Below are 26,335 nucleotides of genomic sequence, written 5' to 3' on the forward strand. Positions count from 1 at the left end.
CGACGTGGGCAACGTCGGGGACGCGAACGGAACCACCACGGTCGAACTCGCCGTCGGGAACGGCACCGTCGCGTCCCGCAACGTCACGCTCGACGCGGGAGCGAACGCGACGCTGGCGTTCTCGCACGCGTTCGACGCGGCGGGGACGTACGAACTCCGCATCGGGAACCGGTCGGCCGGTACCGTGACCGTCGTCGACGCGAACCGGACGAACGGGTCCGCCGGCGGCGACGACGCGGGAACGGTGACGGCGGGTTCGGGCGACGACGATGCGACCGACGGCGACGAGAGCGGAGTGACGGACGGCGGCGAGACGGGAGACGGCGCTACGACGGCGGACGGCGGAAGCGACGCGGCGGCGGGAGCGGACACGCCTCCTGAGGCGTCCGACGACGAGTCGCAACTGACCTCCGAAACCGGCACCGGGACGAGTACGGGGACGCCCGGATTCGGCGTCGTCGTCGCCGTGTTCTCGATGCTCCTCGCGGCGACGCTGGCGCGACGGCGGCACGACTGAGGGCGGACGAGCCCCGTCGCTGACGGGCACAATCCGACCGTTAATCGTCCCGGCTCTCGGACCGTCCTCGCGGCCGGAATCACCGTCGAATCGACTTTCACGGCGTCTCGGAAGATACTCCCCGACTAACTATCTTCACCGGAGCGAAAGGACGGACAGATGAAACGGCTCCTCGTCGTTCTCACGTGTATCACCGTCCTCCTCGCAGGAATCAGCGCGAGCGCCGTCGTCGCGCAGTCGACCGAGACCACCGATACCGCCGCGGACGACTACTCGCTGGACACGCCCGAGAGCGTCCCCGTCCACGACAGACAGGTGACCGTCGACGGCGCGACGACGAACGTCAGTTCCCTCGTCGGACTGTACCCCGGCGAGGAGGCCGTCGTCGAGGTGACTGCCCCCGACGACGAACTCGCCGTCGTCACCGTCCGGACGCCCGACGGAACGGTCGTCCAGAAGGACAGCCTGACGACCGGAGAAACCGTCCTCGTCGACGGCAGCGACTACGAACGCGGCACCTACCACCTCGTCCTCTCGACGGGCGGACAGGTGCGGACCGTCAGCCTCCTCGTCGTCTCGAAGTACGAGGTGAGTTACGGGCTGAACAACGTCACGGCCGACGGACTCACCGGCGACGCGACTGTCGCCGGCGGCGTCGCCGACGGCGAGGCGGTCCAGTTCGTCCTCTCGAACGACGAAGGCGAGGTTCGGACGAACGCCTCCGAAGTGCGGCGCGGGCTGTACGACTTCGACCTCTCGCTCGAAGACGTCCCCGACGGGAACTACACCGCACTCGTCGAAGTCGTCAACCAGAGCGGCGACGGCGCGAGCGCAGTACTCGCGACCAGTCAGGTGCGAACCCTCACGGTCGGTGACGCGGGCGGAGACGAGAACGCGACCGCGGGCAGTGACGCCGCCGCCGCGGACGCGACTGCGACGGCAGTCGATGACTCGGCGTCGGCACCCGCGCAGACGGCGGCCGACGACTCGACGGCCGGAACGGCGGACGGTCAGACCGGCGCGTCCGCAGAGTCGAACTCGACGGTCCCGGAGTACGGTCCGGTCGCCCTGTTCGCACTCCTCGTCTCGTGGGCCGTCGTCGCCCGGGTCCGCCGACGCCGCTGAGCGATTCTTGGGAGAGCGGACGGGCGGACGTGTCGTGATTCGGTCGGCTCACAGTCGAATGGCCGCGAGCACGAGGAGCGCTCCGATGGCCGCGTTGGCGACCGACAGCGTCGTCGGCGTCGAGAGAGTGAAGAACAACGGGAGCGCGAGGAGGCACGCGGCGACGACGACGATGGCCCTCGCGCCGGCCCGGATGGCCGACGAGACGTGCGCGGACACCCACGCCGCGACGGCCGCGTCTTCGAACAGCGTCACGACGCCGAACAGTTCGAGGAGCGCGCCGAGGCCGGCCAACAGGCCGACGTGAGACCCGGTTCGGAACAGGAGGACGTGCAGGCCGACGCCGCCGACGACGGCGAGTGCCCCGCCGACGATTCGAACCGCGCGGACGAGCGACGGCCGGTCGAGCGAGAGTCGTCCCGGCTCTCGACCGCCGAGCGTGTCGCCGAGCGTCCCGCCACCGAACGCACCGCCGAGCGACGAGACGCGACTCTGCGCGCGCGCTTCGCGACGGAACGTCCGCTGCACCGGCGTGCCGAAGTAGTACTCGGCCGTCTCGGCGACGACAGTCGCCGCGAGGAAGAACGCGACGCTGAGCAGTGCCACCTCGTTCGAGTCCGCCGGGTCGAGGACGTCGAAGAAGCGGTGTCCCCAGAACAGGTTGGCGTACACGGAGTCGTGAACCGCCCTGAGCGACTCGGCGAAGGAGGGCGAGACGTGGTGTGCGTCCGGTACCATCGCCCAGATGCCGCCGAGAACGCTCGACGCTCTGGGATATCCGAAGCGCGGCAGGAGGAATGTGACGACGAGCATCGTCGCCGCCGCGCCGAAGGCGAAGTGCGTGATTGCGAGTGACATGGCAGTCGTGTGGAGGACCGTTCCCGAACGCGTACGCTCGCGAACGAGATAAATCCGGTAGACACTCACACCAGTTCGGGACCGTTCGGGAGCGTCCGAAACCGATTCCTGTCGACTGATGACGTCCGGCGAGGAGATACACATCAGACTAACTACCATTTCCATCGTACTAACAGCTCTCGCCGAGCCCGTACATCGTACGGAGACGAACGGCGCCCCGTCCGCATCCGCTCGTCTCGGAGTTAGTTGCCTGGTAACTCCTCTCGTTCGAGAACAGCGGACACGATGGTGTCCGGGGGAGGCCGACTGCGAACGAACGGTGGGCCCGACGCGAGGACTGGCTAGTTCGCCGACGGTTCACTCGAAGGAGCCACACCACCACGTCCGGAGTATCATCCACTAGTGAGGTCTCGGCGTTTCGAAATCGGGTGAATCGTTCGGACCGGAATCCCGCCTCGACGCCGCGTGACGCGGGTCCACAATCGCCTCAATCGTTCCCCTTCCAACCCCCTCGTTCCTGTCGTCCGCCCGCAATCGTCACGTCACGAGCGCATCAGACGTCGTCGAAGTCTTCGAGCGTCGTCGGTTCGTCGCCCCCCTCGACGTACGGGTCGATGCTGTCGTGGACGCCGACGAGTTCGACGGTGTCGGCCATCGCCGAGAGGATGAGTTCGACGTCCATGTCGAGTGCGTACTCGCGGTACGTCCCGCCGCGACGGCCCTCGTTTCGCTCGGTGACCGAGACGATGCCCAGCATAGCGAGTTCGCTCAGGTGGTCGCGCATCCGCCGCGGGACCAGCGGGTCGCGGTTCGCCAGTTCGGCGAAGCGAGTGTACCGCGGTCGGACGCGCGGGATCGAATGGGCGTCTCGTCCTCGAGGTCGAGCGTGAGGAGTGCGTAGAGGACGAGGTGGCCGTGTTCGGTGAGGCCGTTGATTCCCTCCTTGATGCGTCCGCGTTCGAGGGCGCGTCGGCCGCGGCGGACGTGGTCCTCCTCGATGGTGTCGGTGTCCTCGTCGCGGGCGAGGTCCCCCGCTTTCATCAGGAGGTCGATGGACTGGCGGGCGTCGCCCGCGTCCTTCGCGCCGTAGGCCGCACACAGCGGAATGACCTCCTCGGAGAGGACGCCGTCGTGGAAGGCGACCTCCGCACGCTGTTCGAGGATGGCGCGAAGGTTCTCGGCGTTGTAGGCCGGGAAGTGAATCTCCTGCTCGCAGAGCGAACTCTTGACTTTCGGCGAGAGATCGTCGCGGAAGGAGAAGTCGTTCGAGATGCCGATGAGACCGATCTTGGCGACGTCGAGGTTGCCGTTCGCGCGGGCGCGCGGGAGTTGATAGAGAATGCTGTCGTCGTTGACGTGGTCTATCTCGTCGAGAACGACCAGGACGGTTCCCGCCCGGTCGTCGAGTTCCTCCCAGAGCATCTCGTAGACGGACGCGAGGGGGTAGCCAGTCGTGGATATCTGGTTCGCCTCCGAACGGAGACTGTTGACGAGTCGGGTGGCGATCTGGTACGAACTCGTGAGTCCGTCGCAGTTGAGAAACGTCACCGAGAGGTCGATGTCGTCGTACTGAGCGGCGTCTTCTCGGAGGTGCGAGAGCAGGTACTTCGTCGCCGCCGTCTTCCCGACGCCCGTCTTCCCGTACAGGAAGACGTTGTTCGGCTGTTCGCCGTTGATGACGGGTTGAAGCGCCGCCTGGTAGGTGCGCAGTTCCTCGTCTCGCCCGACCAGTTGCTCGGGCTGGTAATCCTCCCGGAGGGCGTCCCGGTCCCGATAGATGTCGTTGTCCCGTTCGAACAGCGCCATAGACACGCCGTCTCGGTGATTGTTTATAAAACCACCGCGTCCGGAGTGTCCGCTGTTCTCTAACTATTTAAAGAAACGCGAGAACACACCCCCTCCACTTTGTCCGGAGTTCCGCTCCGAAGAGGGGGGGTGGGGTCGAATCGACAGCCACGAAAGCACTCTAGAAGCGGTGGCTTTATTATGCAAAAGGCCAAGTTACTCCGTAGTCCTCTTAGAGAAGAGAACGAGAGAGGCTACGATCGAGTTCACTACTCTCGTGTGCTGAGGGAAGCCTATTCGACGGTTTCTCGTGCGCACATTCGACAGCGTTCCACTCGACGGCACCGTCGTTCCGCCGTTCCGCAGATACCCCCTCCCTCCGTGAGCGGAGAACTGCGGACAAAGTGGAGGGGGTGTGTGGCCGGCCGTCCGGCGGTAAACGTACTCTATCTATCATACCTGTTTCTCCCGATTCGACGCCTCACAGCCACGTCTGATACACGTACGCTACGAATTAGACATCTGCTTGAATCTAACAACACCACTGTGTCCGCTGTTCTCCCGTCCGTCGGCAGGCGTCGTTCTCTTCGCCGCAATCGTTGCCGTCCTCTGGACTCCGTCGTCTCTCCTGTCGGCACGAGAACAGCGGACACGGTGGTGTGTCGCCATCCGCCCACGTCGGTTCGAGAAAAACAGCGGACAGTGTGGGGTCGGAGCCGACATTCAAAACGTGCAGAATAGATGCAAATAGTGAATCTCGGCCCACGTTACGTCTGTTTACTCCGGACGGTGTGGTCTGAGTTCGTGGTCGGATCGACTCCCACTTGAATCGTCGTCTCGTGGCCACCTGTCTCCGTCGCCCTCGTGTCCACCGGCACCCGTCGTCGCCCCGTATCCACCCGCCCCCGTCGTCGGCACTCTCTCTCGGTCTGGCCGTCAGAACAGCGGACAGAGTGGAGGGACGCATCGTCGCTCCGGTTCCCTTCCGTCGTCTCTCTTTACTTCCTTCGTCGCCTCCACTCTCGGGTTTCCCCCTCCAGCTTCACCGCTGCATCGTCTTCTGTCGTAACCCGCGCGTCTCTCTCCATCTCTTCCAGTTCGTTCGTCGCTCCCGAGGCTCCTGTTTCTCCCGCCCTTTCAGCTTTCGTTACCGCACCGCCGTCTCGACTCGGCCACGCCGCCCGTCCACCGTATCGAGTTCACCCGTTCGCGTCACTCTCCGTCGCCGTGGACACCACCGTGTCCGCTGTTCCCCCTCCGACTCTCCGCCAGCGAAACGGGTGGCAGACGGAAGTGCTTAGAGTTAAGTCGGGTCACCCAGTGCACCGGATATGGTCAAACTCGACGACGTGGACCCCGAGGAACTTCGTCGCACTCTCGCAGACGTGGACTCCGCGAAAGAGGCGAAACGACTCGTCGTCGCTCTGGACTACCTCGACGACGTACCGGTTTCGGTCCTCGCAGAACGGTACGGAATCCCGCGTTCGACGCTCTACTACTGGCTCGACAGGTTCGAGACGGAGCCTATCTCCGAGGCGATCACCGACGAGGACCGGCCGGGACGCCCCCGGAAACTGGACGACAGGGACCGGAAGCGACTCTCGGAACACCTCGAAGCGTCTCCCAACGACCACGCGTACGACGCGGACGAGTGGACCCCCGAACTCGTCAGAGACCACGTCGAACGCGTGTTCGGCGTGTCTTACTCGGTCGGCCACGTCCGTCGCCTCCTCCGCGAACTGCGGTCGTCGTGAACCTAACCCACGTCCCGTTCAGGTCTCGACTCGACTCTGATTCGGTTCCGATTCGTTTCCGTCGAATCCGCCGTGCCGCCGCCTCCAACTCGTTCCGTCGTCTCGGCACTCTCGTTCGTCTCGTTACCTAAGGCCGACGCGCGTACTGCTGTACGACGACGGCGTCGTCTATCGTGCGTCCAGAGGCGATTCACTGTCGTCGTGCGTCCAGAGGCGATTCACTGTCGTCGTGCGTCCAGAGGCGATTCACTGTCGTCGTGCGTCCAGAGACGGTTCACCGTCGTCGTGCGTCTAGAGGCGATTCACCGTCGGTCGTCGGTGCGTCGTAGCAGACGCCTGCAGAGGCGGAACGTATTTACTGGTTCGTCAACTCGTATCTACTGTTCAATGAGTAGTGACGGGAACGAGAGGTCGGGCCGCGGCCGCCGGAGCAAGGTTCGACGCCTCATCGACGAGTACGACCTGGAGGGTGAAGGCGAACGCTTGGAGAACCGGTGGACGGCGAACCGAGAGGACCGCCTGAGTCTCCGCGAACTCGCCGACGACTTCAATCGACGCCTCCTGCGTGCGGTCATGGTCGAGGTGGGAATGAATCCGCTCGACGGCGAAGTGGCCAACACGTACCGCCTGCTGACGGACGACGACGTGTCGAGCGGGATGCAGACCCAGGCGAGACAGACTCTCGAACGCGAGGGCGTCGACGTGGACGAACTCCAGAAGAACTTCGTCTCCCATCAGGCGATACACACCTACCTGACGAAGTATCGCGGGGTCAAGCGCGACGAACAGACCGACGAGGACCGCGTCCAGAAGGGACTCGACACCATCCAGCGACTCCGAAGCCGAACGGCGGCCGTCTCCGAGAACATCGTCGAAAACCTCGCGAGTACGGGTCGCATCGCCGTCGGCGACTTCGAGGTGCTCGTCGACGTTCGCGTCTTCTGTCGGGACTGCGGGACGCAGTACGACGTACAGGACCTCCTCGAGGAGGGGCGGTGCGAGTGCGGGGGGAACCTCGTCTCGGCCGCCGGCGAGACCGAAGCGTCTCGGTGACGGCGACGCTCGACTCCTCGGCCGTCGACGACTGCACGTCAGCGACGTGACCCGCACCCGAGACGGCGAAGGTGCGTTCGGACGGAGAGGCCGGCTTACGACTCCGATTCCGTATTCCGAGTTGGATATCGTTACAGCGTTATTCCTGTAACGTCGTCGCGACGTGAGATGAAGTATTATATACTCGCGCCCTATTGGATGTCCTATGAGTCGTGCACAGTCTACGACAGAGTCCGTCGAGCTTCACGTCGAGAACATCGGCGGTATCGAAGAGACGACGGTCGAACTCGGCCCCGGGGTCACGGCGCTCGCGGGCCGAAACGCCACGAACCGAACGTCACTTCTGCAGGCGATTATGGCGGCTCTCGGAAGCGACCGGGCGTCGCTGAAGGCCGACGCAGACGAGGGTTCGGTGACGCTCACCGTCGGCGGCGAGACGTACACCCGAACGCTGAAACGACGCGGTAGTACAATCGCCACCGAAGGTGACCCGTATCTCACCGACGCGACGCTGGCCGACCTCTTCGCGTTCCTCCTCGAATCGAACGAGGCCAGACAGGCCGTCGCCCGCGGCGACGACCTCCGCGAACTCATCATGCGGCCCATCGACACCGAGGCCATCCAGGCGGAGATTCGCAACCTCGAACAGGAGAAACGCGAAGTCGACAGCGAGATATCCAGCCTCGACTCCCTCGACGGGCGTCTCCCCGAACTCGAACAGAAGCGCACGTCGCTGAAGGAGCAGATCGAGGAGAAACGCGCGGAACTGGAGGAGAAAGAGCGGGAGATAGAGGAAGCCGACGCCAACGTCGAGCAGACCCGAGACGACCGCGACGAGTTGGAGAGTCGGCTCGACGACCTGAAGGAGGCCCGGTCGAACCTCGAAGACGTCCGCTACGACATCGACGCCGAGGCCGAGAGCATCGATGCGCTCGAATCCGAGCGCGACGAACTCACCGCCGAACGCGAGGACATCCCCGCGGAGATAGACGGTGGCGACGAGATAGAGGCGCAGATAGCCGACCTCCGCGACCGGATGCAGCGACTGGATTCCAGCGTGAACCAACTCCAGACCGTCATCCAGTTCAACGAGGACATGCTGGAGGGGACGAGCGCGGACGTCGCCGCCGCCCTCCGCGACGACGCCGGTGCCGGTTCCGTCACCGACGCCCTCGTCGAGTCGGACACGGTCGTCTGCTGGACCTGCGGGACCGAAGTCGAGACCGAACAGATCGAGGAGACGGTAGACCGCCTCCGGTCGCTCCGCCGCGACAAACTCGACCAGCGGAACGACCTCCGCAGTGAGATAGACGACCTCGAATCCGAGCGCGACGAACTCGAACAACTCGACCGCCGACGCGAGGAACTGGAGGACCGTATCCAGAGCATCGACGCGGAACTCGACCGCCGCCGCGACCGCCGCGAGTCGCTGAAGGAGGAACGCGAGAACCTCACCCAACGCGTCGAAGCGCTCGAATCCGAGGTCGAGGAACTGGAGTCTCGCGACTACGGCGACGTACTCGAACGCCACCGCGAGGCGAACCAGTTGGAGTTCGAGATCGGACGGCTCGAAAACGACCTCGAGGATACGGAGGACGAGATAGCGTCCGTCGAGTCTCGACTCGGCGAACGCGACGAACTGGAGGCTCGGCGCGAGGAGATTGCCGACGAACTCGCGGACCTGCGGACCCGCATCGAGCGCATCGAGTCCGAGGCCGTCGAGGAGTTCAACACGCACATGGACACCGTCCTCGACATCCTCGACTACCGGAACCTCGACCGCATCTGGATCGAACGGACCGAACAGACGGTCCGAGAGGGTCGCCGGAAGGTCCAGAAGTCGATGTTCGACATGCACATCATCCGGAGCACCGCCGACGGAACGACGTACGAGGACACCATCGACCACCTCTCGGAGTCCGAACGCGAGGTGACGGGACTCGTGTTCGCCCTCGCGGGCTACCTCGTCCACGACGTCCACGAGACGGTGCCGTTCATCCTGCTGGACTCGCTGGAGGCCATCGACTCGGGCCGCATCGCCCAGTTGATCGACTACATCAGCGAGTACGCCGAGTACACCGTCGCCGCTCTCCTCCCCGAGGACGCGGCGGCACTCGACGACGACTACGAACGCGTCCGCGAAATCTGAGACGAGACGCGGACGCGACCGGTCCGTGTTCGGCCCGATTTCGGCCGTCGACCGTTCGCCCGTCGGTCGCTCGGTGTTCCCGCCGAGACCCGTTCAGAAAGTAACGGAATCAGACTTGTTCTACAAATAAATATGTACGGATTTGTATACAGTAACTGAATACAGATTTACAGGACTGATGGGGGCTGCTCACCTCGAACAGAAGTAAAATTTCCACAATTTCTACAATGCTCAGAATGTTGGCAGAGATGGTTAGACGTCCGAGCGAGAAACGAATCTCGGTGCCCGCTGGGAGATAGCGTCTGCTCGAGTCGGAGCGTGGAAACGAACGCGGCCGGTGAAGAAAGCGAGTCCGAGTGAAAGATCGGAGCGCGGTAGATTCCTCAGTCGCGGCGGACCGCGAGGAGGGCCGCGGCGAGGAGTGCCACGAGGGCCACGACGACGCCGAAGCCGGGCGTTCCGGTGGACGTCTCGGTGGCCGTGTCGGTCGGTTCACCGTCGGTGGGGGCCTCGGTGGCCGTGTCGGTCGGTTCACCGTCGGTGGGCATCTCCGTCTCCGTCTGCGTCTCGGTGTCCATCGGCGTCTCCGTCACGGTGTCGGTCGCCGTGTCGGTGGTGGCGTCACCCTCGCCGACGTTGCCGTCGACGGTGAGGGAGTCGGCCGCGCCGCCGCGGACGGTCACCTCGAACGTGTCGCCGGCCTGCTGCTCGCTGAAGTCGAACGTCCCTTCGTAGGTGCCGTCTTCGGTCACGTAGACGGACGCGGTCTTCAGGAAGCTCGGCTGCGTGTCGCCGCTGGAGCGGACGCGCAGACTGAGTTCCGTGCCGGGTGCGACCGTGGTCTCACCCGCGACGGTCTGGCCGGACGCGGCCGAGACGTTCACGGGTTCGTCGAGCGAGTGTTCCGCTTCGACGATGCCGTACTCGTCTTCGACGGTCTGGTCCTCGTCGGCGAGGTTACCCTCGTCCTCGTACACCGTGAAGTTCGCGAGCAGTTCCTGACCGTCGTCGAGTTGGACGGTCTGGCCGTTCGGTCGTTCACCCACCACGTCGTCCGTGTCGAACGCCACGAAGTACGTGTCGTTGTCCGGGTCGGGGACGACGACGGTGTTCCCGGCGTGGAGGTTCAGCACGAACGCGTCGCGGTTCGCGCTGGGGTTCGACTCTTCGACGCTGAGTTCGTACACGTTGCCGTTCAACGCGAAGAACGCGGCGGTGTCGTTCCCGCTCTGCGCTTCGAGCGCGCCTTCGAGACCGGAGGCCTGCAGTTGGTGGATCACCAGGTCGCCGTCGGCGATGTCGTCGGACTCGGTGACGTTGGCGTTCGCGACTGCCTCGTACACCTCGTCGCTGTCGTCGAACGTCGTGCCCGTGGGGGCGGTCCAACTGACGAGCGAGTCGGTGGTGCGTTCTTCGAGGACCAGCGTGCCGACGCCCTGCGAGTCGTCGGACGCGTCGTCGCCGGAGCGGACTTCGAGGTCGTACTCGCCCGCGTCGAGGAGCGAGCTGACGCGGTTCTGCGGGTCGATGTCGCTGGAGTCGATGTCGTCGTCGCTGTCGGCGACGTCGAACACGTCGCCGCTCACGCCGTTCGTGGCGGCGTAGGTGTTGAACAGGACGTTGACTTGCCCGTCGCCGGAGTCGTCCTCGACGGTGACGTTGGCGCGGAAGCCGGCGTCTTCGGAGCCGATAGTCAGCGTCGCGGTGTCGGTGTTCGAGAGGGTCACGGTGATGTTCGCGATGTCACCGCGCTGTTGGGTGACGATTCCTCCGGCGATGTCCGCGCGGCCCTCACCGGCCTTCGAGACGGTGACGACGTCGGATTCGATGACCACGCCAGAGCCGAGGTCGGTCACCTCGACGGTGTAATCGTCCGTGTCGACGGGCCCGAGCGTGAACTCGAACTCGCCCTGACCGTCGAGGTTGCCGGTGACGGATTCGCCGCTGACGGCGTCGCCGTCACTGTCGAGGAGTTCGACTTGCACGCCGCGGGTGCCCGCGTTCGCGGAGACGGTGCCCTCTATCTCGTCTTCGTCCGTCACGGTCCGGTCGTCGATGTCGACGTCCAGGCCGAGTTCGCGAAGTTCGATGGTGGCCGCGTTGCTGCCGTCGAACGTGGCCTCGTAGGAGCCGACGTCTCGGTTCTCGGTGTCGAACGTGTAGACGCGACTGTTCGTCCCGGTCGACCCGGAGACGAAGTAGGTGAAGTCGTCGTCGTCGTCGGTGATTTCGATGTCGGTGTTGACCGAACTGGCCACGACGGCGACGACGGAGCCTCTGTAGGCGTTCACGTCACCGTTCGGGCCGACGGTCGTCGCCGCGAACGCGACGTCCTTCCGACCGCCGTTCGAGAGGTCGTTGTTGGACGCGTCCTGGATGTCGCCCGAGAGGCGAATCTCGATGTCGCGCGACTGCACGACGTCGTTCATCTCGACGATGACGCGGCCGTTCTGGGGCTGGGTGATGGAACTGACCTGTCCCGAGATGTCCTCGTCGTCGTCGAAGACGGTGAAGTTGTCCGTCGTCAGACTGTTGCTATTCACTTGGGCGCTGAACGGTACCTCGATGACAGCGTCGTCGCTGCTGTCGACGTAGTGGACGGCGCCGCCCTCGTACTCGAAGGTGGACTGTGCCGCCCCTGCTCCCGCGAACGCGACGGTCCCGGCGAACACCGAGAGCACCATCAACGCGGAGAGAACGATCGCTCGTGTCTTGTGTGTATGACTCATGGATATCACTACTCGGTCGGAGACGGTCGGAGCGACCTCGGCGCGACGCCGACAGAGTCGGCGCGGGCGAGTCCGCCGGACCGGGTTCCGATGAGGATGTAAGCGATAGTGAGTCTGCTGAGGATAAGTACTTTGTGTGGATACAATCTATTTGACACGTGCTACTCCGCGCCTAACTCCGGCGTATCTCTCGGATTCGGCGGTTCGGCTCTGAGAGGGTGAGTCGCGACCTGTGCTAGCTCCCACCGAGGACGCGCTTGAACAGGGTGAACGTGAGCAGGGTGAAGAACAGGCCGTTCAACATCCCCTGACTCATCGCGAACAGACGCGCGGCCCACCCGAGGGGGTTCACGTCGCCGTAGCCGACGGTACTGAAGCTGATGTAACTGTAGTAGAGGCCGTCGAACAGTACCTCGCCGGGATTCGCGGCGTTCCAGATGACGCCCGCCTGCGTCTCGAACGGGCCGCCGAGGACGTAGAAGACGCCGAACACGGCGGGCAGGAGGAACGTCAACGCCGCGATGCGGGGCAGGCGGTTGCCGTACCCGCAGGTCACCTGCATGAACAGGTTCAGGGTGACGCTTGCGGCCTTCTTCACCCGTCCCCACGCGTTCATCGAGTACTCGTTGCGGAGGATGTCGGCGTTCTTCTTGCGGTTGTAGTAGTAGCGCTTGAACTCGAACTCCCGGCTGGCGGGCGTGTCGCCGACGGCGTTCGCACTCGACTGGGCCTTCCGGTACGTCTCCTCTATCGTCTCGTCGGTCAACTCGACGGCGTAGTTGCCGGTGGCGTCGTTCTCGATGAAGTCGTGGATGGTCCAGTCGTTGCGTTCGAGGTAGCCGTGGTGGTTGCTGAAGTCGAAGCCGTCGAAGTCGGTGAGACAGAAGCGGAAGTGGTCGAGCAGGTCGCCCTCCGCGCCCTCGCCCTCCAGTCGCACGTCGCCGACGGTGGTGTTCGTCATGTCGTACGGGACGACGCTGCCGCCCGACTCGACGATGGTCCCGCTTCGAAGCGTCGCGTCGGTCAGGTCGACGCAGGTGGGTTTCGTCCCGGGGAGGACGTGGAACCGGCCGCTCTCGGAGAACGCCGCCTCGCGGAACGTACACGTCCCCTCGAACGTCGTCTCCCAGAACGACCCGCGGGTGAACCGGGCACCGCTGAAGTCGGCGTCCGTCTCGAACGTCGCCTCGTCGAACGAGCAGTTCTGCTCGCGGTAGTTCGCGCCCCCCTCGAACGTCGCACCGCGGAACCGGGCGGCGTCCTCGAACGTGGCCGCCCCGAAGTCGGTGTCGCCGTGGAACCGCGCCTCGTCGAACGTCACCCGCCCGGCGAACGTCGCCGCGGCGAACGTCGCGTCGTCCTCGAACGTGGCTTCGACGCCGGCGACGTTCCCCTCGAACTGGGCCTCCTCGAACACGGCGGGGGCGCGAACGTCACGTTGCGGAGGTTCGCCTCGCCCTCGACGGTCAGCCCGTGACACTCCGCGCGCGCGTCGAACGCCGCCCGGTCGAGGTTCCACTCGCCCCGGCAGACGGCCGACTTGAAGTCGGCGAAGCGAAAGCGCGCGAGTTTGAAGTCGGCCTCGCCCTCGAAGATGGCGCTCTCGAACGTCACGTCGTCGCTCGTCGTCCGACTCCCGCCGTCGAACGCGACGCCGCGGAACTCCGCCAGGTCGCGGAACCGCACGTTCTTGAACCCGGCGTCGTGGGAGAACCGCGCCTCGTCGAAGTCCGCCACCCGGTCGAACACGCACCCGTGGAAGACGCTGTCCCCGTGGAAGTTCGTGTGCTCGAAGTCCGCCGCCGCCTCGAACGTACAGTCCTCGAAGGTGACGTACTGGAAGTCGGTCTGTCTGAAGTGCGCGTCGTCGCGGAAACTCGCGCCCGCGAAGGAGACGTGGTCGGCGAGGACGTGACTGCTCCCACTCGTCGTCGCGTTTCTGAAGTTGACGACGCCGCGGAACGTCGCGTCCTCGAAGGTGGTGTCCTCTCGAAAGGTCGTCTCGTCGCAGGTGACCGTCGCCTCGAACGTCGCGCCGTCGAAGTGGACGTCCTGTTCGAAGGTGGCCTCGGAGGTGTCGAGTTCGCCGGTGACGACGGTGCCCGACGCCTCCACGTCGCCCGTCACGGTGGCGTCCTCGAACGTGACGCGGCCGAGCGTCGCCTCGCGGACGTTCAACCCGTGGTCCAGACGACCGTGCGTGAGGTCGATACCGCCGATTTCGGCGTGCTGGAAGTTCAGCACGTGGTTCGTCTCGGCGTCCACCTGCTGGTAGGTCAGCGGCAGGTTCGGGAGCGTCGCGCCGACGTACTCGTTCAGGCGCGGGTCGTCCGTGTGGAGGTTCTCGAACAGGCGGTCGACCACGTCCTGCGGGCGCACGTCCAGCGCGGTTCGCTCGTCGGCCGACATGTGGAACACGCAGACGTCGCTGTCGGCGTGGGCGGGGTGCGGACACTCCCACGTGGTCCGGAGGCTGGCGTCGGTCCGTTCGGAGGGGTCGAACGTGTACCGACAGCGCTCGTCGTCGCCGTCGCCCGCGTCGCGTCGCCGGGCGGCGTCGGCCCCATTTCGCGCGGCGGTTCCGTTCGTCTCGGCGCGACTCGCGCCGGCACCGGCGGCGTCGGCCGGCCCGTCGTCGGAAGCGGCCGTCGCGCCGTTTCGGTCGTCGGAACCGATGGCTGCGCCGTCCGGGCCGTCGGCGTCGGGTTCGGGGGTCGAGTCGGTGTGTCTCATCGTGGCTCCCGGTCGGGACCGGTCGTCCGAACCGGTCGGATTCGGCGAGTATTCCGCGCACCCGCACTTAAAGTTCGGGGACCGCGTCGCCGCGACGCCGTCGCTTCCGCACCGCGCGGGGCCGTCACTCTAACACCTCGCGGCGTTCCCGTCTGCTCAACTCGACGTTCGTCGCGTTCGGCGAGCAGTGTTCGCACTCGCGGGCGGGGTTCGTACTGCGGTCGTACACCTTCAGTGGGTAGCCGAGGACGAAGAACGCGTCCATCTGGTGGCGTTCGACGATGGCGTCCGCCGGTTCGCCGCAGTTCGGGCACCACTCCTCGTCAGTTGCGGGTCGCTGGTAGATGACCTTGTGGCGGCCGAACGTCCGGGCGGCCTCCCGTTTCGTCTGTTCGACGAGGTCCTCGACGGGGTACGGCGCCTCTTCGACCGCGTTCTCGAACCCGGCGTCGCTCTCCACCGACGCCGAGAGGTACGGGCCGACGCCGACGGTGTTGTCGTAGCCGACGAAGTGGACGGTCACCGCCGCGCCGCGCCCCGAGAGTTCCACCTCGTGGCCGTGGCCGACGACGTACACGTCCACGTCGCTTCGGACCGCCTCGACGGTCACCTCGTGGTTCGCCCCCGTCACGTAGACGCCGGCGTCGGGGTCGGACGCCGTCGCGGTCTGTCGCCACCCGTTCGTCACCACGTCGAACGCCGTCGGGTCGGCGTCGGGGCCGGCGGCGCGGTAGACGTTCTCCGCGCCGACCACGTCGAGACTCCCGGCGACGGCGTCCGCGGGGACGAACACGTCCTCTGCGCCGGCTATCGTCAGGTCGCCGTCGACGCCGCCGGACTCGACGTAGGCGTCCTCGTCGGCCCGGAGCGTCGTCGCCGCCGTCGCCTCGCCGTCGACGCGTTCGACCGGTTCGTTCGTGAAGACGTACTCCGCGTCGGTCAGGCGCGCGTCGCCGGCGACGCTCCCCGACTGGAGGAACGCGTCCGCGGGGTCGCGGACGGTGACGGGCGACCGCTCCGACCCAGCGAGTGCGAGGTCACCGTCCACGGACCGGTCGGTCATCGCCGGCCCTCCGCGGGTCGTTCGCCCTCGGGATTCGGAGCGGTCGAATCGGCTCCCGTGAGCGTCAGCGTCGTCTCCGTCCGCACGGACGCGTCGCGTTCGGGGTAGGTGTGGTACGTCTCGTAGCCGGCGCCGTCGTCGTCGACGGCGACGGTGGTCCACGCGTCGGGGCCGAACCGGAAGGCGGCGTCGGCCCCCGCCGCACCCGGAAACGCCGAGAGCGGTTCGACGCGAACGGTCGTCTCCGCGCGGACGGCGTCGCTCTCGAACGCGACGCGGCCCGACGCGCCGGGGTCGAGCGCCGTCGTCTGCGAGGCGGCGGCCGGCAGGGGGTCGCAGGAGCACACCTCGTGGTAGTCGAGTGCGGGCGCACTCACGAGGTGCGACTGGCCGATGACGGCGAACGCGCAGGGCCGTCCGAGGAGTTCGCCCGGCGTGAGCGTCTTCACGTCGAATCGCTCGACGTCCGGGGGGTCGCTCGCGTACGCGAAGTGCAGGTCGGTCGTGTCGGTCGTGTTGGTGGGTGAGTGAGTCATTGTCAGTCGACGATGATGTCGTAGTTGGGGTCGAAGATGGAGTTCACCTCGACGCCGTCGTAGCGGGGGACCTCGCGCCACCGCACGTCGCGGTAGCGGTCGCCGTGCCTCCGGACGTAGTCGTCGCCCCGGTCCACGTCGAACGCCGTCCCGTTCGTGCCGGGTCGGTCGCTCGGCGCGAGGACGTAGAACCGTTCGACGCGTTCGACGTCGCCGTCGGCGTCGATGTCCTCCCACGCCCAGTACGGCGCGTATCGGGTGAACCCGGCGTCGCGGACGGTGTTCGTGAACGCCTTGTTGTGGTCGCCGTAGGCCGAGGCGGCGTACGTCCACGTGACGACCACGCCGTCGGAGGCCAACCGGTCGCGTATCGCGCCGTAGAACTCCGTCGAGTAGAGTTTCAACAGGTCGTCGTCCGTCGCGCCGGGGACGTCGAGGAGGACGAGGTCGTACGTCTCGTTCGTCTGCCGGAGGTAGGTGTAGCCGTCGGCGACGGTGGTGGTCAGGCGGTCGTACTCGTAGGCGTCGTCGTGCCACTTCGAGAGGAACGAGTCGTTGCGGGCGTACGCCATGAACTCGGCGTCGATGTCCACCTGGTCGACAGTCACGTCGTACTCGCGCAGGTGGTCGACGGCCACGTAGTCGCCGCCGCCGACGACGAGGACGTTCGTCTCGGGGTCGTGGTCGAACCTCGTCATCGGCACGTCGACGAGGCCGGAGTGGTAGGAGTCTGCCCAACTGTCGCAGAGTTGGACGGCGGTGCCGAGACGCAGACAGCGCTCCGTCTCGCCCGCGAAGTGGGGGTTCTCCCCGACGCCGGTCCACGTCCGTTCGTACTCGACGACGTGTTGGTACGTGGTCGTGTGCTGACCCACGACGCTGGCCCGCATCGCCCCCGGCGCGTACTCGTCCTCCACGTCCTGTTCGAGGTACAGCGACGAGAGCGTCTCGTCGACGCGTTCGTGTTCGTAGACGGCGACGCCGTAGGAGGCGGTGACGAGGAGGCAGACGACGAGGAGGGTGGCGGACTCCCGACCGACGAGACGGCGACGCTCGCCGCGGAACAGCCCCCACTCCCCGCTGAACCGCGCGACGAACGCGAGGGCCGCCACGCCGTTCAGGAGGGCGAGGACGAAGATGGTGGGGATGAGACCGAGTCGCGGGTAGAGGACGCGCGCGTAGACGACGGCGCCGAACAGGCCGCCGACGTAGTCCATCGCGAGGACGAGCGACAGTCCGCTCCGGCGCTCCGTCGTGCGTTCGACGTGCCAGAACACGCCCATGACGCGGACGACGCCCCCGTGAAGCAGATTCGTCGCGCGCGACGCCCACGCGGGGACGAGGGCGTCGGTGTCGCCCTCCTCGTCCTCGACCATCCGCGTCAGCAGGGGCAACTCGAACCCCGAGAGGAGGCCGACGACGACGACGGGCGACCGGGCGACGACCCAGAGGAGTTCCGACGCACCGCCTGCGGGATGCGGACGCTGTTGAGGGCGACGACGAGGAGGAAGCCCGCCGGCGCGAGGACGGCCAGGTACACCTCGGTCCGGAAGAGGTTCGACGGTCGGTCGCCCGACAGGTCGTCCGAGAGGGCGGCACCGACGCCGAGGCTGAAGAAGTAGAGGCCGACGGTGATGACGTACTGCGTGACCGTGCCGCCGTACATCACCGTCAGGAGTTCGGAGTAGACGAACTCGTACGCGAAGCTACAGAAGGAGACGACGAACGTCACCCCGAGGAGGGTGAGCGTCTTCGTCCGCGCTGTCACCTGCGACATGGTTCGAGGGCGGGGAGAGCGGTCATCGGTCGTGTGGGACGGGCGGTGGTCGTCACGGTGGCCGAGCGGTCAGACCCGCGGAGATACTTTCCACGTCTCCTCGATGTCGTACGCCTCGCTGCCGAACTGCTCGTCGACTCGGACGTCGAGAGAGGCCCACCCGAGTCGTGGTTCACGTTCTGCCCGTTCAGCTTCGTCCCCACGCGGTACCAGCCCTCTCGCGGCACGTCGAACCGCTCGACGCCGCCCGGGTCGGCGACCGTCTCGTCCCACGGCACCGGACCGGGGCCGGGCGGGTCGTCGGTGAACGCGGCGTTCGACCCGAGGTAGGCGAACCCGAGCGTTCCGGCGGCGGCGGCGTACCGCGTCACCTCGTCGCGGTGGTTCTCGTACCAGTCGTCGTCGTCGTCGTCGCCGTGGTAGTGCGCGTAGCCGTGGTGAGTTCGCGGGGCGCTACTGTACCCGCCCGTCCCGCGACCGGTTGCTCCACTGCCGCCGCCGCGGCCGCCGCCTTTCTGCGCGCTGGCGACGCCCACGGGACTGAGGGCGGCGAGGAGCGACGCCGGTGCGTCGAGCGACCCGGACGACCCGGATTCGAAGCGGGACATCACCCACGGGTCGTCGGCCACGTCGGCCACGAGCGTCTGGCTCTGGTCTCCCAAGGACACGTCGGAGATGGCGTTGGACCGTCTGGGCGGCGGCGTCGAGTCGCCGAGACAGCCGGCGACGGCGGCGACTGCGGCCGCGCCGGATGCCTGGAGGAGGCGGCGTCGTCTCATTTCGTCCCCGATAACGGAGTAGGGTGTTATATGTCTTGTTGACTGGCCGAACTCTCCGATTTTACTTCGTATCCGCCGGTGGGCGGAACGCGCTCGCCGTCGCTCGCACCGGTCGGACTGGCGGACGGTCCGGGCGACCCGTCAGCGGTCGGTTCGGCCCGCGAAGACGACTCCTCGCACCGACCGCACGCGGCCGATAGCGGACCACCCGCCGTGGACGGCGACGCGGACTCCGTAGCCGACGGCGACGAGGGCGAGGAACGACGCCACCGACCCGGCGAGGATAGCCGGCACCTCCGCGGGCGTCTGCGTGTACGCGACGGCCGCGGGCGTCCGCGGGTACAGCAGTGCTCGCCCGCGACTGCGACGCCCCCGAGTGCGGCGGCGGCGGCCAGCAGTCGCGCCCCAACCCACGTGAGTAGCGTCCGCTCGACTCTGAACGGCGCCGTAACGGCGCACGTCGCCCCGAACACCGTCGCCCCGAAGACGACGACGCCCGCGACGAGGTTCGACGGCGGAACGTCCGCGAGGGCGATACTGCTCAGTGCGACGGTCCACCACCCGAGTCCCAGTACGACTGTTCTCCCATCCCGGTGTCGCACGAGTTCCCACACCCGTGCGTCGTTCACTCCCATACGCACGAGAGAGACGTTTTAACCGACAATTAATATAGATTGCTACACGTTCACAGATACCAACACTTCAAGAATAGAGACAGAACAGAATATACGTTCTCGTTAATCAGATATTTTGCGGGTCCCCGAGCCTGACTATCTCGGATTCGCGAAATCGGCGGAGCTAAACCCCGGTCCGTACTCTGTCCGGCAGAGACCGATGCGCGAGGACGAACTGGCGACGGCGGTGGTCGAACACTTCGAGGCGGCGTTCGAGGACAGCGAGGTCCGACTCGAAGAACCGTACGACCACTACGGCAATCGGGGGTCGGTGGACGTCTACGTGCGCACGCGGACGCCCGGACGCGAGGACTACCTCGTCGAACTGAAAGCGGACCCGGCGGTCAGAATCGCCTCGGGGGCCAACGAGATTCTCCGGCAGTACCGCCGGATGGAGCGCTACTTCTACAAGGACGACGAGCACGAGATACGACGGAAACTCGCCCGCGACGGGCCGGGCGTTCACTTCCTCCTCCTCTTCGCGCCGACGGTGGCGTGCGTCGAACACGTCGGCGAACACAGACGACTGTACGAGTCGGTCACCGCCGAGACGAGCGTCGACGGCGTGCCGGCGGTCAGGAAAGTGGCGTTTCTGACGAACCTCCGTCGGGCCGACGAGGGAGAACTCGGCTTCCTGTCGGTGAACGGGGACGTGCCGTTCGACTCGGTGCTGTTTCACCAGGCTATACCCTCGGGGTCACGCCTGCAGGAGGCGGTTCGAGCGGCGGAACTCGAGGAGTGACTCCGACGCTCGCGTGACTGCACCGCCCGGTACGCGCTCTCACCAAACAGCCTAGTTACCACGTTTATACGGCTCCAGCCGTTCGATTGTCGATACGGAACGCGAGCGTTCGCGCTGTGTGCTACGGCACGATGTGGGCCCGACGCACCCTGTCGCACCGTAGTCGGAAACGCTACCGCCGACGCCGAACGCGGTGCCCACGGCGGATGCACACAGTCACGCGAGTTCCGGATCGACAACCATGAGCAACGGTGACACGACGACTGCGTCCCTGAACTCGATGTTCGAGACACTCGCGGACGCGACGCCGCGTCGCGTCCTCCTCGCACTGACCGACGACGCTCCGGTCACGGTTCGAACGCTGGCCCGACGCGTCGAACCGGACTCCCGAGTGAGTTCGACGCGGACGGTTCTCCGTCACCAGCACCTCCCGAAGTTGGAGCGACACGGATTCGTCTGGTGGGACCGCGCGGACGGCACCGTCGGACGGGGGTCCAGATGGAGCGACGTTCGTTCTATCCTCGACGCCATCGAGTACCCCGCCGAGCGGACCGTTCCAGCGTAGGCCGTCACCGTCTCGGCCGCCGTCCTGCCCGCGCGTGGTGTCGACCGCTCCGTCCGGCCGACCGTCGGGCCGTCACTCCTCCTCGCGCGCGGCGAGGATGGCCGTCACCACCTCGTCGGGGTGGTCGGCGGCGACGCGGACGAGAGCGTCGTGGAACTCCCGTCCGGTCAGGTCGCGCACCTCGTGGTCGCGACGGAGCAGCGACTCGACTTCGAACTCGGCGTCGTCCATCACCGACAGCGTCTCCGGCCGGACGTAGACGCTCTTCGCCGACGTGTCCTCGAACTCGAACGCCGGACTGCCCGACGACGCGGCGTCGTCGAGCGCATCCGCCTCGTCCGTCACCCCTGCGTCGTCGCTCGTCTCCGCCGACGCCGACTCTCCCGACTCCCCGACGGGCGCTTCGGGTTCCTCTTCCTCGACTACGTCGCCGAGACCCGAAAAGCGGTTCTCGTCAGGCATCGGTGCCTCCGTTCTCGACGACCCGAGCCAGTTCGTCGAGTCGGTCGAGCATGTCGCTGCTCGGGTCGTACTCGCGGAGCGTCTCGCCGTCGCGCCACGCGCGACTGAACGCGATGCGGTGGCGGAGTCCCGGTCCGGGCGACTCGCCGAACCGGTCCGACCGGCCGAACGAGGGGAGATACTGCTCGAACGGCGAGGCCTCCAGGTCGTCGATGATGCGTCGCTCCTCGTTGTTCCCGCTCAGGTCGTTCGGTACGATGGCGAGGATGTCGAGGTCGACCTCCTTCCGGATGGGCCGAATCTGCTGTTCGACCATTCGTTCGAAGCCGCTGACGCTCGGTTCGCTCATGAGGAGCGGCACGATGACGTTCCCCGCGCCGATGAGCGACGCGTCCGAGAGCGGACCGAGACTCGGCGGGGAGTCGATGACGATGTAGTCGTACTCCTCGCCGAGGAGGGGTTCGACGATGCGACGCCGGACCCACAGCACGCCGAAGGTGGAGTTTCGGATGCGGTCCTCGATGTCGTCGAGGTCGACGTGCGCGGGGAGGAGGTCGAACGCGCCCCGGTCGTGGAGTGTCTCTTCCACGTCCACCGGGTCGTCGTCGGTCAACAGGTCGCCGACGTGCGGTCCCTCGGCGGTGTAGAGGTCTTTCCGACCGACGCCCTCCGTCGCGTTCCCCTGCTGGTCGAGGTCGACGAGGAGGACGTCGTTCCCTCGCGCGGCGAGTGCGTCCGCGAGGTTGATAGCGAGGGTGGTCTTCCCGACGCCGCCCTTCTGCAAAGAGACGCTCACGGCGCGCGCCATCTATCGACCCTCCGCTTCGGACTGTGTTCGATTCGCGTACATGGTGAGATGTGTGGAATGTGTGGAATTTGTAGGCGGTGTCAATCCGGTTCGGTTCGGTCTTTCCTTCTGCGGCATCCCATATAACACCTCGTCAGACATTCGGAGATTCTCAAAACTTTCACAATTTCTAAAATGTTTGGAGTATCCGACAGCGCAAAAATCCATAAGCGCCCCCTAAATTTCCAAATTATAGCACAATTTTCACAATTTCTAGAAGCAAATTGGTAGTACCACACTTTCTAAAATTCTCGCAATTCTCAAAAATTGTAGAGCTCGCAGACTGCTCGAACTGTCTCCGCTGAGATGTCTCAGAATTCTACAAATTCTACAATTTTTAAAATCTCTACGCGAGGTGGGCACTGTTCACTTGGCGGACTGTTTGAGCGCTGTGCACTGCGAGTTGAGAGCGAAAATTCCACACTGCTCACAATTTTTCAGACTTCGGCTCCCGTCCGAACGGTCTCGCCTGTTCGCGATGTTCACAATTTCTAAGCCGGGTACGCAGTCTGCAATGTCCAAGTGAGGGAGCGGTTCCGCATGGCGGGAGAGGCGTAGATATATAAGCTGACGAGATAGTTGGCCGGTAAACGGTTCTCCGCGACCGAATCGACCGCCCTCCACCATGTCCGACGACCGAACGACGCTCGACACAGGCGACGGCCCCAGCATCGGCAGAGTCGTCCTCGCGTGCTGTTGCGTCGTCGCGGTGGTGTTGTCCGCCGCACTCGTCGCCCCGCTTTCCACTGCCGTCGGCGACGCGCCCGCGAAGTCGCTGCTCGTGTTCGACTCGGACGCCGGGTCGGGTTCGGGTTCTGCCGGCGGCCTCGGAGCGTTGAACCCCCGGTCGAACACTACTGTCGGCGGCGACGTCACCGACGACTCGAACCCCTACCGCTCCCTCGACAGCGGGGTTCACTTCACCGTCCGAAGTCCGGACTCGGCGTACTGGCGCACCGGGTCGTACGCGACGTACACCGGCACCGGATGGAAACGCGCCGCCGCCTCGCGGCCGTACGACGGCGACGTCTCACCCGACGCGCGGGGCGCGCGGATGACCTACCGCGTCTCGCTCGAACGTCCGCCACGGCGCTTCCGACCGCGTGGCGACCGAACACCGTCGCTCTCGACGGGACGGACCTCGCCGTCTCCGAGGGACGAGCGATAGCCGCGCCGTCGGGCCTCGACGCGGGGACGACGTACACCGCCGAGAGCACGCGGCCGCCGCGGGAGGCGAGCGTGCTCCGGACCGCCGGAACCGACTATCCGGCGTCCGTCGAGTCACGCTACACGACGCTTCCGGACGGTCTCTCGCCGCGCGTCGCCGGCCTCACCGACGAGGTGACGGCGAACGCGACGACGCCCTACGAGAGAGCCGTCGCCGTCGAGCGGTATCTGGAGTCCAACAGGGGCTACTCGCTGTCGGCGTCGCACGACGGCGACGACCCCGTCGAGTCGTTCCTGTTCGAGATGGACCGGGGGTACTGCGAGTACTTCGCCGCCTCGATGGCCGTGATGCTGCGCACGCAGGACGTGCCGGCCCGCTACGTCGTCGGCTACTCCGCCGGCGAACGGACCGGCGAGAACACCTACACCGTCCGGAACATGAACGCTCACGCGTGGGTCGAGGTGTACTTCCCCGACGTGGGCTGGGTCCGGTTCGACCCCACGCCCGCCGCGGAACGCCTCGACGCCGAACGAGACGCGTACGAGCGACAGGAAGGGGGAACGTACCGAACGCCCGAGGCGCCCACCGGGACGCCGGAACCCACCCCCGAGGCGGCCGCGGGAACGACGACGGCCGCCGGCACTGCGACGCCCACGCAGACGGCAACCGCCACGCCCTCAGACGGTGATTCGTCGGCCGACGCTCCGGTGCCGACTCGGCCACAGGAACGCCCGACGAGTCGTTCGACGGGTCGTCGATCGCGCTCAACCGGACGCCGGTCCCCGGCGCAGACGTGACCGTGACCGTCACTCGCGGCGACGCGCCCGTCTCGGGCCGGACGGTCCTGTTCAACGGCGACCCGGTCGGCGTGACCGACGACGACGGACGCGTGGTCGCGACGGTACCGTACGCGGCGGAACTCACAGTCTCGCTCGCGACAGACGCCGACGCCGCCAACGTCGCAGTCGAGGCGGACGGCGTCGGAACCGCCCCGCGGGAGACGGACCGGTCGTTCTCGGTGCGGGGTCCGACGCTCTCGGTTGCGTCGTCGAACGACTCCGTCTCGTATCCGCTGGAGACGAACGTCTCGCTGTCGTTCGTCGGGAGCGAAGTGACCGGGAGCGACCTCCTCGTGGTCGCCACCGTCGGCGACGTGCCGGTCCGCGACGCCCGAGTCAGCGTCGACGGCGACGCCGTCGGTCGGACCGACGCGACCGGGCGCACCGCGTTCACCCTCCCCGACGACCCCGGAAACGTCACCGTCACGGTCTCTCGCGGCGCTGTCGACGGCAGCGAGACGCTCGCGCTCGACGCCCTCACGCTCCGACTGGACCGTCCGCTGTTGCCGCTCCCGTACGCGACGACGACGGTCCGGACGACGCTCGGAAACGAGAGCGCGGGCGGCGTCCCCGTCTCGCTGAACGGCGACCGCGTAGCGACGACTGGACCCAACGGCACCGCGACGCTGACGCTCCCGCCCGCCTCGTCGGCCCGCGTCGTCGCCGCGCGGTACGGCCAGACGACGGCCGGAACCGTCTCGGGGATGCTCCTGACGCCGGCGTCCTCCTCGCGACAGTCGTCGTCGGCCTCGGCGCCGTCGTCGGCACCGCCTATCGCCGCGGCACCTCGCCGCTGTCCTACCTGGCGAGAGGTCTCGCTCGCGCGTCCGTCCTCCTCGATACGCTCCTCGCCGTCGTCGTCTCCGGCGCGGGACTCGCGGACGCTCTCCTCTCCGGCGCTCGGACGCTCCGCCGCAGGCTCCGAACCGTCGGCCGCGGCGTTCTGGACCGGACGATTGCCCTCTCGGCCCTGCCCGAACTCGCCGTCGCGTGGGCCGCAGACCGGGTCGCTCGCCTCCGAGGCCGGGGTGAGGCGGTCGGGTCGCGCGTCGCCAGACGGGCGGGGGTCGCGGACGACCACCCCGACCCCGAAGCGCGAACCATCCGCGACTGCTGGGACGAGTTCCGCGGCCACGTCACCGTCCCGAAGCAGGCGTCGCGGACGCCGGGTGAAATCGCCGCCCACGCCGTCGAGTCCGACGGCTTACCCGCGGACCCGGTGTACGCCGTTCGGGACGTGTTCCGCGACGTGGAGTACGGCGGCCGCGCGCCGACCGACCGGTCCGAACGGATGGCGCGCGCGACGGCCGAGATTCGCGCGGCGGTGGACGCGAGGGACGGCACCGACGGCGACCCGACCGAGGAGGGTGACACTGACACGACGGCGGGTGGCGAGACTGACGCGACCGAGGGCGGCAGGAGCGACACACAGGGCGTCGACCCAGACGGCGCGGACACGCCGGAGGGAGACGAATGAGACCGCTCCGAACTGCCGCGGGCGCGGCGGACTCGCCGCCGTCGCCGGCACCGCCGCAGTCGCCTTCGGCGTCGTCCCATCCGAGTGGGTGGCTCCGCTCGCGACGGTCGGCGAGTCGGTCGACGGCGGCCGGTTTCTCCTCCTGTTCGCGGTGACACTCCTCCTCGCGGGCCTCTGGTTCGCCCGGCACCGCGACTCATCAACCGATGACCGCTATACACAGCTCAGAGAGAGGCCGCCGGAGGGCGTCGCCGCCCCGGCGTCGATTCGGGTCGGCAGCGAGTTCGACCAACTCGTCGGTGAGGCAGTCGTCTCCGACGACGACGGCGCGATGCGGCCCGTCGCCGCCCGACTCAGGGAGACGGCGACCGGACTGTGCGTCGACGCGACGGAGGCTGACCGGCAGACGGCGCGGCGGCGAATCGAAGACGGCGCGTGGACGGACGACGCCCTCGCGGCGGCGTTCCTCGCCGCCGACGGGCGGATGCCGTTCCGCGCTCGGATTCGGGCGTGGCTGGACCCCGCGCGGGAGCGTCGACGGCGCGTGGACGCGACGCTCGACGCGTTGTTCGAACTCCGCGAGGGCGTCGTCCCCGAGACGGCGACCGATTGCGCCCCGGGGTCGGCGGCCGCGGTCGACGCCGACGGACCGTCCGGCGACTCCGACACGTCGTCCGACGAGGCCGACGACCCCGGCGCGGAA

17 protein-coding genes and 4 pseudogenes are annotated in these 26,335 nt (G+C 66.7%); 10 read left to right on the forward strand and 11 right to left on the reverse strand.

All coding sequences use genetic code 11. The features are described 5' to 3' along the window. Together GJ632_RS06675 and GJ632_RS06680 are read left to right on the forward strand one after the other, a co-directional pair. Positions 1-517: PGF-CTERM sorting domain-containing protein (locus GJ632_RS06675; protein ID WP_191452465.1), on the forward strand; the 517-nt coding region annotated here is incomplete at its 5' end. A gap of 159 nt (positions 518-676) precedes the next feature. Further along, the gene (locus GJ632_RS06680; RefSeq protein WP_191452466.1) at positions 677-1,642 is read left to right on the forward strand and encodes a T9SS C-terminal target domain-containing protein; all 966 of its coding nucleotides are present in this window, start codon (positions 677-679) and stop codon (positions 1,640-1,642) included. 48 nt (positions 1,643-1,690) lie between these two features. Here GJ632_RS06680 and GJ632_RS06685 read toward each other — a convergent pair whose 3' ends face one another. Both GJ632_RS06685 and GJ632_RS06690 read right to left on the reverse strand, forming a co-directional pair. Continuing rightward, a complete protein-coding gene (locus GJ632_RS06685; protein WP_191452467.1) occupies positions 1,691-2,500 on the reverse strand; it encodes a hypothetical protein in 810 nt (269 codons plus the stop codon). 553 nt (positions 2,501-3,053) lie between these two features. Next, positions 3,054-4,306, reverse strand: a pseudogene (locus GJ632_RS06690) (orc1/cdc6 family replication initiation protein). Between the two features lie 1,310 nt (positions 4,307-5,616). Here GJ632_RS06690 and GJ632_RS06695 point away from each other — a divergent pair. The 3 genes from GJ632_RS06695 (at position 5,617) to GJ632_RS06705 (ending at position 9,241) form a co-directional block, all read left to right on the forward strand. Beyond that, positions 5,617-6,039 (forward strand): helix-turn-helix domain-containing protein, encoded by a 423-nt coding sequence (locus GJ632_RS06695; RefSeq protein WP_191452468.1) that lies wholly within the window; start codon positions 5,617-5,619, stop codon positions 6,037-6,039. 387 nt (positions 6,040-6,426) lie between these two features. Next, on the forward strand, positions 6,427-7,092 hold the full coding sequence (gene rdfA, locus GJ632_RS06700) for a rod-determining factor RdfA (protein ID WP_191452469.1): 666 nt from the start codon (positions 6,427-6,429) through the stop codon (positions 7,090-7,092). Positions 7,093-7,297: 205 nt separating this feature from the next. After that, positions 7,298-9,241, forward strand: coding sequence for an archaea-specific SMC-related protein (locus GJ632_RS06705; protein WP_191452470.1), 1,944 nt, complete (start codon positions 7,298-7,300; stop codon positions 9,239-9,241). A 383-nt stretch (positions 9,242-9,624) separates the two neighbouring features. Here GJ632_RS06705 and GJ632_RS06710 read toward each other — a convergent pair whose 3' ends face one another. The 7 genes and pseudogenes from GJ632_RS06710 to GJ632_RS23180 form a co-directional block, all read right to left on the reverse strand. Beyond that, positions 9,625-11,970, reverse strand: a complete 2,346-nt coding sequence (locus GJ632_RS06710) for a BGTF surface domain-containing protein (RefSeq protein ID WP_191452471.1) — start codon at positions 11,968-11,970, stop codon at positions 9,625-9,627. A gap of 235 nt (positions 11,971-12,205) precedes the next feature. Beyond that, positions 12,206-14,379: pseudogene (locus GJ632_RS25815) on the reverse strand (pentapeptide repeat-containing protein). Between the two features lie 448 nt (positions 14,380-14,827). Beyond that, the gene (locus GJ632_RS06720) at positions 14,828-15,766 is read right to left on the reverse strand and encodes a hypothetical protein (protein ID WP_191452472.1); all 939 of its coding nucleotides are present in this window, start codon (positions 15,764-15,766) and stop codon (positions 14,828-14,830) included. Beyond that, positions 15,763-16,302, reverse strand: coding sequence for a DUF2617 family protein (locus GJ632_RS06725; protein WP_231751376.1), 540 nt, complete (start codon positions 16,300-16,302; stop codon positions 15,763-15,765). The genes GJ632_RS06720 and GJ632_RS06725 overlap by 4 nt, the downstream gene beginning before the upstream one ends. 2 nt (positions 16,303-16,304) lie before the next feature. After that, positions 16,305-18,079 (reverse strand): annotated as a pseudogene (locus GJ632_RS06730) (spermidine synthase). Further along, positions 18,067-18,858 carry a hypothetical protein gene (locus tag GJ632_RS06735; protein ID WP_231751377.1) on the reverse strand — a complete coding sequence of 264 codons (792 nt, stop codon included), beginning with the start codon at positions 18,856-18,858 and terminating at the stop codon, positions 18,067-18,069. The pseudogene GJ632_RS06730 and the gene GJ632_RS06735 overlap by 13 nt, the downstream one beginning before the upstream one ends. A gap of 141 nt (positions 18,859-18,999) precedes the next feature. Next, complete coding sequence (locus GJ632_RS23180) at positions 19,000-19,272, reverse strand: hypothetical protein (RefSeq protein ID WP_231751378.1); 273 nt, start codon at positions 19,270-19,272, stop codon at positions 19,000-19,002. A gap of 420 nt (positions 19,273-19,692) precedes the next feature. Between GJ632_RS23180 and GJ632_RS06745 the strand changes: the two genes are divergently transcribed. Beyond that, a complete protein-coding gene (locus GJ632_RS06745) occupies positions 19,693-20,274 on the forward strand; it encodes a hypothetical protein (protein WP_089811246.1) in 582 nt (193 codons plus the stop codon). A 280-nt stretch (positions 20,275-20,554) separates the two neighbouring features. Then, positions 20,555-20,839 carry a helix-turn-helix domain-containing protein gene (locus GJ632_RS06750; RefSeq protein ID WP_191452473.1) on the forward strand — a complete coding sequence of 95 codons (285 nt, stop codon included), beginning with the start codon at positions 20,555-20,557 and terminating at the stop codon, positions 20,837-20,839. Positions 20,840-20,911: 72 nt separating this feature from the next. Here GJ632_RS06750 and GJ632_RS06755 read toward each other — a convergent pair whose 3' ends face one another. Further along, complete coding sequence (locus tag GJ632_RS06755) at positions 20,912-21,301, reverse strand: hypothetical protein (RefSeq protein WP_191452474.1); 390 nt, start codon at positions 21,299-21,301, stop codon at positions 20,912-20,914. Beyond that, positions 21,294-22,109 carry a ParA family protein gene (locus tag GJ632_RS06760; protein WP_089811253.1) on the reverse strand — a complete coding sequence of 272 codons (816 nt, stop codon included), beginning with the start codon at positions 22,107-22,109 and terminating at the stop codon, positions 21,294-21,296. Before GJ632_RS06760 ends, GJ632_RS06755 begins: the two co-directional genes overlap by 8 nt. Before the next feature lie 664 nt (positions 22,110-22,773). On the opposite strand from GJ632_RS06760, the gene GJ632_RS23185 reads away from it, so the two are divergent. The 3 genes and pseudogenes from GJ632_RS23185 to GJ632_RS23195 all read left to right on the forward strand — a co-directional run. After that, a complete protein-coding gene (locus GJ632_RS23185; protein ID WP_231751379.1) occupies positions 22,774-23,316 on the forward strand; it encodes a transglutaminaseTgpA domain-containing protein in 543 nt (180 codons plus the stop codon). A 71-nt stretch (positions 23,317-23,387) separates the two neighbouring features. Next, on the forward strand, positions 23,388-24,113 hold the full coding sequence (locus tag GJ632_RS23190) for a transglutaminase-like domain-containing protein (RefSeq protein ID WP_343161064.1): 726 nt from the start codon (positions 23,388-23,390) through the stop codon (positions 24,111-24,113). Between the two features lie 2 nt (positions 24,114-24,115). Beyond that, positions 24,116-26,335: pseudogene (locus GJ632_RS23195) on the forward strand (hypothetical protein); the annotation flags it as partial.

This window comes from Halogeometricum sp. CBA1124, assembly GCF_009741955.1.
Classification (GTDB): domain Archaea; phylum Halobacteriota; class Halobacteria; order Halobacteriales; family Haloferacaceae; genus Halogeometricum; species Halogeometricum rufum.